This window comes from Vibrio splendidus 12E03 (assembly GCF_000272105.2).
In the GTDB taxonomy this organism is placed as follows: domain Bacteria; phylum Pseudomonadota; class Gammaproteobacteria; order Enterobacterales; family Vibrionaceae; genus Vibrio; species Vibrio splendidus_I.
Window position 1 is genome coordinate 1 of record NZ_AJZD02000089.1, and the last position, 1,963, is coordinate 1,963.

The 1,963-nt window shown below is 41.6% G+C and carries 3 protein-coding genes and 1 pseudogene; all 4 read left to right on the top strand.

Annotation, left to right across the window (positions count from 1 at the left end):
- Positions 1 to 196, top strand: a pseudogene (locus tag A142_RS07970) (CpaF family protein); the annotation flags it as partial.
- A 10-nt stretch (positions 197 to 206) separates the two neighbouring features.
- The gene (locus tag A142_RS07975; RefSeq protein WP_019825611.1) at positions 207 to 926 is read left to right on the top strand and encodes a hypothetical protein; all 720 of its coding nucleotides are present in this window, start codon (positions 207 to 209) and stop codon (positions 924 to 926) included.
- Positions 916 to 1,368 carry a hypothetical protein gene (locus A142_RS07980; protein WP_019825613.1) on the top strand — a complete coding sequence of 151 codons (453 nt, stop codon included), beginning with the start codon at positions 916 to 918 and terminating at the stop codon, positions 1,366 to 1,368. The genes A142_RS07975 and A142_RS07980 overlap by 11 nt, the downstream gene beginning before the upstream one ends.
- A 62-nt stretch (positions 1,369 to 1,430) precedes the next feature.
- Positions 1,431 to 1,847, top strand: coding sequence for a hypothetical protein (locus tag A142_RS07985; protein WP_019825615.1), 417 nt, complete (start codon positions 1,431 to 1,433; stop codon positions 1,845 to 1,847).
- Positions 1,848 to 1,963: the final 116 nt, after the last annotated feature.

The window sequence follows — 1,963 nt, forward strand, 5'->3', positions numbered from 1 at the left end:
CGCGTCGCAAGGGATGATTGATTTTGATTTAGCACACAAGCAAATCACGGGAAACGTCGATGTGTTCGTTCATGCCAGTAGACATGAACGTTACGGACGAAAAATCACGGAGATAGCGGAAGTCTCGAACGGCACACTTATTCCGTTATTTAAGTTCAATGGAACGACTCACATCCCCCTTAAAAACGACAAATAAAGAGGCCAACGTGGACGAAATACAGCTATCAAAATCCGAAGAAAAAGCACTTTTAAAACAAGAGCAAGAGTGGAAAGAAGAAAAAACCAAGCGCGATAAATCACGACAAACGGTCTATCAAAGAATGGCAGGGTATGACTTTTTAAGTTACTGCCGTATGCCTTTGTATTTTCGCGCCAGAATCCGAGAGATGAAAGTGGGCGACACTTTCATCATGGGACAGATGCGCCACACCTATGAAGATTTTAATGACTTTGAAGGTGTACTGGAGATTCATATCGAGAAAGAAAAGAACCAGATATACCGCGCTCGCTCTAACTTCAACCTACTCACAAAGCCTGAGCGAGCTCATGTCTTTACGGACTTTACCTTCAAACTTGAAAAGGGCGGGAACTTTGCGTTCACAGGTGATGAAGAAAAAGGGTTAGCCAATCAAAAGAGATTTGCTCTTACATGTCGCTACTTTAATCGACTTTTAACTAGCACCTCTGAAGAGGAAAGAAACACCTATCACGACCAAGGCGTACCTCCCTACTTCCACGGCGTGACAATTGATAAGAGCAATTTAACTCGTCGCCTTTACTACAAACGTGAAGATTGGGAACGTCCGCACCGATACAAGATTTCACAAGAGCAAATGCCAAAGCCCATGATGGAGTGCCTTATCGACTATGGAATGTGCTTTGGTCTTATCAATTTCAATGAAGAAGGAAACCAACATGAACACTGATGAATCGCTAACAGAGCAGTTACTCACAATTTTTGCGAACAAAAAACGCATCCAACAAACGTTTAAAGAAACCGGTTTGAGTCATTTAAAAGTCATTTCCGAAAAGTTAGGTGAGTACATCGAGCAACGAGAAAAGACGGAATCAGAAAAAATAGCTGCGCAAGAAGAAGCGAAAGGGATGCTAAAAAGCATCATGGAAAAGACTGGACTGAGTCACGAAGAAGTTTCTCAATTGATGAATGACGGCAAGACCAAAAGCAAAGCCAAGCGTTCCAAACGTGCAAAAAGAGTCGCAGCCGAGACACAAACAGCGCGCTATGAAGTAAAAACGGAGCGTTACACGTTTGGTGATAGTGGTACTTGGGACGGTACTGGCGAAGTCCCACAAGAGCTTCAAAGTTTACTTAATGAAGGTTTTGAACTGTCCGATTTTCTGGTTTAGACAATCGGTAAGCCATATACTCTAAATCACTACTATTAGGGATAAACCACAAGGATTAGAGTATGGGAAGCCAAGACAAAGATCTTCTATTAAAACAACTTCACTACCTTTCTCGGGGCATCAATCCCCTAACAAATTCAGAGTTTATAAAAGGCTCAACGATGCTAACACCAGAGTTAGTTAGGTGTTTAGTTCTTATAAAAAATGCATTACATGAAGATTGTGAAAGGAGCGAGTCAAAAGATCGAATCCGTAAGTTAAATTCAAAAAAACAAGTACAAGTAAAGGAGAGAAAAACACCTAAACGTCATGGTTTAAGGTGGACAGATGAAGAAACACTTCAAGCAATTGAAGCGTTTAACGCAGATATTCACCCTAAAGAGATTGCCAAGATTCACAAAAGAAAAGTCACCGCAATAGTGGCACAGCTAGAAAAAAAAGGACTCATCGAATCAGACGAACGAGAGTCTTACCTCTAAAAATCCACACAGTACTTCCTTCCTCGCGTCACCGTTTAATGCCGGCTTTCTGACTCTTTCAATCCCCTAGGATTGTTAAAGAAAGCAGAAAGTCAGACGCATTAAGAGGGCGCATA